This is a genomic window from Desulfonatronospira sp. (assembly GCA_003563255.1).
Classification (GTDB): Bacteria; Desulfobacterota; Desulfovibrionia; order Desulfovibrionales; family Desulfonatronovibrionaceae; genus Desulfonatronospira.
The window spans coordinates 1-5741 of the sequence record PWSL01000491.1; the positions used below are offsets into that span (position 1 = coordinate 1).

5 protein-coding genes are annotated in these 5741 nt (G+C 51.2%); all 5 read left to right on the forward strand.

Annotated features, from left to right (window positions below; genetic code table 11):
* The first annotated feature begins 668 nt into the window (after window positions 1–668).
* The 5 genes from ppcA (at window position 669) to QZP87_RS14380 (ending at window position 5325) form a co-directional block, all read left to right on the forward strand.
* The gene (ppcA, locus tag QZP87_RS14360) at window positions 669–2126 is read left to right on the forward strand and encodes a phosphoenolpyruvate carboxylase (RefSeq protein WP_291323611.1); all 1458 of its coding nucleotides are present in this window, start codon (window positions 669–671) and stop codon (window positions 2124–2126) included.
* Between the two features lie 61 nt (window positions 2127–2187).
* Complete coding sequence (locus tag QZP87_RS14365) at window positions 2188–2856, forward strand: bifunctional precorrin-2 dehydrogenase/sirohydrochlorin ferrochelatase (RefSeq protein ID WP_291323612.1); 669 nt, start codon at window positions 2188–2190, stop codon at window positions 2854–2856.
* Window positions 2843–3679 carry a cytochrome c biogenesis protein CcsA gene (gene ccsA / locus QZP87_RS14370; RefSeq protein ID WP_291323613.1) on the forward strand — a complete coding sequence of 279 codons (837 nt, stop codon included), beginning with the start codon at window positions 2843–2845 and terminating at the stop codon, window positions 3677–3679. Before QZP87_RS14365 ends, ccsA begins: the two co-directional genes overlap by 14 nt.
* Window positions 3669–4988 carry a glutamyl-tRNA reductase gene (hemA, locus tag QZP87_RS14375; protein WP_291323614.1) on the forward strand — a complete coding sequence of 440 codons (1320 nt, stop codon included), beginning with the start codon at window positions 3669–3671 and terminating at the stop codon, window positions 4986–4988. The genes ccsA and hemA overlap by 11 nt, the downstream gene beginning before the upstream one ends.
* 1 nt (window position 4989) lies before the next feature.
* Window positions 4990–5325, forward strand: a complete 336-nt coding sequence (locus QZP87_RS14380; RefSeq protein ID WP_291323615.1) for a hypothetical protein — start codon at window positions 4990–4992, stop codon at window positions 5323–5325.
* Window positions 5326–5741 lie beyond the last annotated feature (416 nt).

A 5741-nucleotide genomic window follows, 5' to 3' on the forward strand; every position in this document is an offset into this window, starting at 1 on the left:
CAAACCAACATGTTGGTCGTTATAATTGGTTCGTGGTTCCTGGTTCTTCGTTCCTGGTTACCTCTCGTTCCCAGGCTCCAGCCTGGGAACGTCTAGTTCTTGCGGCTCAAGCCGCTTTTTCAAAATGTGGCTGGAGCCACAAAAAAGCGATGCCCCCAGGCTGGAGCCTGGGAACAAGAAAGAAAAGAAAAGAAAAAAATCCCTGCTTGCATGTTTGTGGGGACAGGCACCCCGGCACTTGTTTTTTATCGAACAATAAACAGATTAGAAAAATAAGTACCGGGAGAGCCTGTCCCCGTGCCACATGCAGCGCGCTAAACAGATACAATGACATTGACAATATTTGAGCCGATTTGAAAAAATCAAGCGGTATGCTTCCGGGCAGGCAGCCTTTCGACATGCAAAGCACTGAACAGATACGTTTCAACATTCTCTTAAATCCGAAAAGTCCAGAATACAGACCTTTACAAAACATTTCGTCTTTGCTAATGTTTTTATCCGCCCTGTTGAACAGTCCTGCAAAAAATGACTACAAAACTTATTCCCGTAAAAGTCGTCAAAACCCTGCAGAATATCTGCACCAGGCTCGCTGATTATAGTACGGGTCAAGCCTGCTGCGGATGAACACCCCTCAGGCGGACATCTCATAAAAGGAGCAAGACTGGACCATGGAAATTCCTCGGTGTATGAGCACCCAGCATCCTGACAATGCATCGGCCCCTTTTTTTTCAGCCAACAATGTACTGGCAGGAGAAGATGAAATCCGGGAGGCATACTACGCCTTTTCACATCTGGGCTGCGATGAGCAGATGTGGGATGTGGAAGGCAAGGAAATAGACACCTACGTAGTCAAAAAACTGCTCTCATATTACCCTGAATATTTCCGCAAAAACATCCTGGGGCGGGACCTGCGCATCACCCTGCGCGTACCCAACCCCATGATTGAAAAGGCCGAGGCCAAGATCCTGCTGGAGACCCTGGAGAGTATTCCACGATCGTATGATGCCGCCCGTCTGTTCTACGGCCGGGATATCGTGCCGATTTTCGAAGTCATACTGCCCATGACCACTTCTGCAAGATGTATAGACCGTATTTACCGTTATTATGCAGACCACATCATCGGCCGGCAGAATGCCAGGTTCAACCACGAAGACATAACCATCGCGGAATGGATCGGGGAATTTTCTCCATCAAGGATACAGGTCATACCTCTTTTTGAGGATGTACCAAGCATGCTTAACGTCACGGCCATAATGGAAGAATATCTGGCTGACAAAGATACAAAAGACCAGAGGGTATTTCTCGCCCGTTCAGATACAGCCATGAATTACGGCCTGGCCTCGGCTGCCATGGCCAATAAGATCGCCCTTAAAAAATTCGACCAAGTGTCCAGGCGTACAGGTGTTCGCCTGCATCCCATTCTGGGCATGGGCTCCGCTCCTTTCCGTGGCGGGCTGCACCCTCACAGCACCGAACGGGTTGGGCGGGAGTACCCAAGCGTGGTCACCTTCACCATTCAGTCGGCTTTCAAGTTCGATTATCCCGTAAACGAGGTATATGCAGCTTGCCGGCATCTGAAATCGCGCAGCATAGGACCGGCCGATCCCATCGACGAAAAAAGGGCCCTGGATATAATTGAGCGCTACAGTCAGGCATACCGCAGCCGCATCAAGGAACTGGCCCCCCATATATCCCGCATGGCCAGGTATGTACCTGGAAGACGCGCCAGAAAACTGCACGTAGGCCAGTTCGGCTATGCCCGGGCAATAGGCGAAGTAAAACTGCCCAGGGCCATTGCCTTCACCTGCTCCATGTATTCCCTGGGACTGCCACCCGAGTTGCTGGCATTCGAAGCCCTGGACAAAAACGATCTCGCATTTGTGCTGGAAGCCTATCCTTCTTTCAGGGCAAAAATAGAATATGCCATGGCGTATACTGATTTTGACGGCCCTTTCATGGACAAACCACTGAGAAAAGCCTTATACTCCTCCGGGTTTTACCATGAGGTAAACAAGGAACATCTCTCCATCGTGCATGGACTTCGAAGTGCTTCGGATAGATTTGATTCAGCTCAGGCAAGCGACTTGATGCTCCGGGCTGCACTTTTGAGGAGTTTTCTGGGATAGCTCTCAACTTCACCCTGATCCATGATTTACATCCCGGGATTATTGCCTTATCTGGTAAGTCATGAGATATTTTCCTGTATTTCTGGATCTCACATCCAAAACCTGCCTGGTGGTGGGGGCCGGTCCAGTAGGCCGCAGAAAGATATCCACCCTGAAAAAGAGTTGTGCAGGCAGTATTACCGTCATTGATCCCGGGTCCGTAAAAGAACCTCTCCTGGAAGATGAATCCATACAGTTAGTCAACAGGGTGTTCAAGCCCGGTGACGTTGAAGGCTGCCATCTGGTATTTGCATGTACTGCTGACCACGGGACAAACCAGCAGGTAGTCCAGGCCTGCCGCGAAAGAAATGTCTGGTGCAACTCGGCCACGGATCCTGACCAGGGAGACATTGTTCTGCCGGCTGTCCTGGAGCGCGGAGACCTGTTGCTGGCGGTATCCACCTGCGGGGCCAGCCCGGCCCTGAGCGCCAGGGTCAAAAAAGAGCTGGCTTCCAGGTATGGCCCGGAATACGCCCTCTTGACCACTCTCATGTCCAGGGTTAGAAAACTGGTTTTACCATTGGGGCTTCCCCAGGCTGATAATCAAAAAATCTTCCATGCAATACTAGACTCTCATGCAGCCGAAATACTTAAATCAGGTGACCGAGAGGGACTGCAAAACCTGCTGCAGGACCTGCTTCCCGCCGGCACTCACAAACATATCCAGGAGATGACACATGCTCTCTTTTAGGATACTGGATCTGGTCATAGCTCTTTTATACCTGTCCGGGGCGGTCAGCTTTCTGCTGGGGATTATCTACTCCAGAAATAAAATCCAGAACATTTCAGCCTGCCTGACCATTGCAGGCTTTGGCCTGCACACAGTGGACCTGGCTCTGAAATACTCTTTGGGCCTGGGCGAGGTTCTGACCCAGTCCCAGTTTTATATCAGCCTTCTGGCCTGGACATTTCTACTTATCTTCATTCTTTTATGGTGGCGGCTCAAGCTGAAGTTCTTATCCCTAATAGCCGCACCCCTGGCCCTGGTGATATTCACCTGCTCACTGGCCATATCCCCGGCCACACTGCCCATCCCCGGCCTGTTGCAGGGTCTGTGGTTCGGCCTGCATATAGGTTCTCTTTTTGTAAGCATAGCACTTCTGGCCATGGCCTTCGGGGCCGGTCTGGCCTACCTGCACCTTGATAACAAAATCAAAACCAAATCCAGAATGGGAAACGTCACCCGGGATCTGCCCTCCCTGAACACTTTCGACAGGGTCAACCACTGGGCTGTCATGGTGGGTTTTCCCCTTTTCACACTGGGCACCCTTTCCGGATTTATCTGGGCCGCCTTTACCTGGAAAACCATATTCTCCTGGGATCCCAAGGAGGTTTTTACCATCGCCATCTGGTTCTTTTTTGCCTGGCTCTTTCACAAGAGGGCCACCGGCGGCTGGAAAGGCCGGAAGCCTGCCAAGCTGGCGATTTTAATTTTTATCCTGTCCCTGATATCATTCGTGGGAATCAACTTTTTTACTGAAACTCATCACAGCCTTAGACCTGATGGAACATAAAATACACCTTTTCGGCTTGAGCCACAAAACAGCCGAAGTTGAAATCCGGGAGAAATTCGCTCTCACCGGATTCAACCCGATTGATGCAGGGCTGGTCACAAAGCAGGGACCAGTGTGTGAAGCCCTGATCCTGTCCACCTGCAACCGCGTGGAAGTGCTCTGCGTGGGCATCCCCGAAGATGAACAGGTCCGCAACAGGGTCCTGGAAACCTGGGCCGGCTTCTGCGGCGCCCAGGCGGATCTCCTGGCCCGGCATATTTATCATTATACTGATCGCGATGCTGTGCGCCACCTGTTTTCAGTGGCTGCCAGTCTGGATTCCATGGTCCTTGGGGAGCCCCAGATCCTGGGGCAGCTCAAGGACGCCTACCGCAAAGCCGTGGATGAACACAGCACCGGGGTCATTATCAACCGCATGCTGCACAAGTCATTTTCCTCTGCCAAAAGGACCCGTTCCGAAACCGCGGTCTCATCCAGTGCCGTATCCATCAGCTACGCCGCGGTTGAGCTGGCCAAAAAGATCTTCGGCGAGCTGGACAACCACCGGGCCATGCTCATTGGAGCAGGGGAAATGGCTGAACTGGCAGCTTTACACCTCTTAAACCAGGGCCTTAAGGAAATTATGGTCGCCAACCGCACACTGGAAAGGGCCAGGGAACTGGCCGATAGATTTCAGGGAAAGGCCATGTGCCTGGAGGATATATTCAATTACCTGCCTCAGGCGGACATAATAATCAGTTCCACAGGCTCTTCCTCGGCCATAATCCGGGCCAGGGATCTCCGGGAAGTCCTCAGGAAAAGAAAACACAGCCCCATGTTTTTCATTGACATAGCCGTTCCCAGGGATATCGATCCAGACGTGAACCAGCTGGATAATATCTACCTTTACGACATTGACGACCTGCAGGAGGTGGTTGAGGAAAACCTGGCCGGGCGTAAGGAAGAGGCCCGCAAGGCCGAAGGGATCATAGAGCAGGAAGTGGCAAAATTCGAAAAGTGGCTCAATTCCCTGGACCTGAGCCCGACTATAGTGGATCTTTTAAACAAGGGCGAGACCATAGCCCGCAAGGAAGTCAAAAAATCCCTGCGCAACCTCCCGGCGGACCTGGATGACAAAACCCGACAGACTATGGAACACTTGGCGGAATCCCTGGTAGGCAAGCTCTACCACGACCCTATTGCCTTTCTGAAACGGCGCTCCAGGGAAGAGGGGTCATCAGAGAAATATATCGACCTGGCCCGCAAAGTCTTCAACCTGGACGAGGAACAAATACCCGACAATCCCCACGCTGATAAAAAAGGAAAATAATATGCGTTCTTACATGATTCAGGATATTAAGCCTGCTGATATACACAAGATCACCTCTCACCTCCAGGAAACCGGGTACAAGAATCCCCTGGACGGCCTCTTCTGGCTGCCCCTGCCCCGGTCCCTGTGGGCTTCAGACCAGGAAGAGCACTCGCATCAATGCGGACCATATTACCTGGCTCTGGAACTTGGACCGGACTGGCTCAGGCTGGAATTCCTGGTTCGAAGCGAGCAAAGGCTCAGGTGCGACTGCATCAAATACGCCGACTCCAGGCAACGCGAAGCTATGATGGAATTCCTGGATCAGCTAATAAGAAACCGGGACATTGCCGTATAAGATATTATCCGGTTGACCGGTTGGAGCCTGGAACATAAATTCCGATAAGTGATGGAAAATTTCCTTGACCGCTGTTTCCGGGCATACTAACTTCACTGCCAGGAAATAAATTACTGGCTTTTATTTATCACTACAGCGACACTTTGTGTTAATTATTGCCTCGACCACCGGGGACAGGCACCCCCGCACTTATTTTTTCAGTAACAGTTTAGCCATTTATATGTAGCATGGGGACTGGCTCTCCCAGCCCTTGTTTTTCTAAGCCTGTTTTCTTTCATCAATAGAATACAAGGGCTGGGGTGCCTGTCCCCTGCTTTCCTGAAAAGCGTTAAACAGATACCCGGTGACAGTCCTTATACAACACTTAGGGCGCTAAACAGAAATAATTATTGTGATACAGGACCTCACATGCAAAA

Bases quoted from the DNA above. Each gene is read 5' to 3' on its own strand.
- QZP87_RS14365 (WP_291323612.1), top strand. From the start codon at position 2,188: ATGAGATATTTTCCTGTATTTCTGGATCTCACATCCAAAACCTGCCTG.
- ccsA (WP_291323613.1), top strand. From the start codon at position 2,843: ATGCTCTCTTTTAGGATACTGGATCTGGTCATAGCTCTTTTATACCTG.
- hemA (WP_291323614.1), top strand. From the start codon at position 3,669: ATGGAACATAAAATACACCTTTTCGGCTTGAGCCACAAAACAGCCGAA.
- ppcA (WP_291323611.1), top strand. From the start codon at position 669: ATGGAAATTCCTCGGTGTATGAGCACCCAGCATCCTGACAATGCATCG.
- QZP87_RS14380 (WP_291323615.1), top strand. From the start codon at position 4,990: ATGCGTTCTTACATGATTCAGGATATTAAGCCTGCTGATATACACAAG.